Source organism: Blastococcus sp. KM273129, from assembly GCF_021698995.1.
In the GTDB taxonomy this organism is placed as follows: Bacteria; Actinomycetota; Actinomycetes; order Mycobacteriales; family Geodermatophilaceae; genus Blastococcus.
In genome coordinates this window covers 1-316 of the sequence record NZ_SSXB01000216.1, presented here as the reverse complement: position 1 = coordinate 316, position 316 = coordinate 1, and the positions used below count along the sequence as shown (strand labels likewise).

1 pseudogene is annotated in these 316 nt (G+C 77.8%); it reads left to right on the top strand.

Annotation, left to right across the window (positions count from 1 at the left end):
- Nucleotides 1-316, top strand: a pseudogene (locus tag E9565_RS22090) (hypothetical protein); the annotation flags it as partial.

Genomic DNA, 316 nt, shown 5'->3' with positions numbered 1-316 from the left:
TGACGGCCCTGACCCGTCAGGCACGGGCGCTGGCGCACGCCGCCGGCCACCCGGTCAGCACCTCGGTGGCGACGCAGGTCGAGGAGACGCTGCGGGCGGCGATGTCCGACCCGGACGCCGGCCGGGCGCTGCTCACCGGCCGGCTCACCTCGCCGATGTCGTACAGCGGGCTGGGGACGACGGGCGCCAGGCCCGACCTCCGGCTGGTGCACCCGCCCCGCCCGCAGCGTCTCCTCGACCTGCGTCGCCACCGAGGTGCTGACCGGGTGGCCGGCGGCGTGCGCCAGCGCCCGTGCCTGACGGGTCAGGGCCGTCA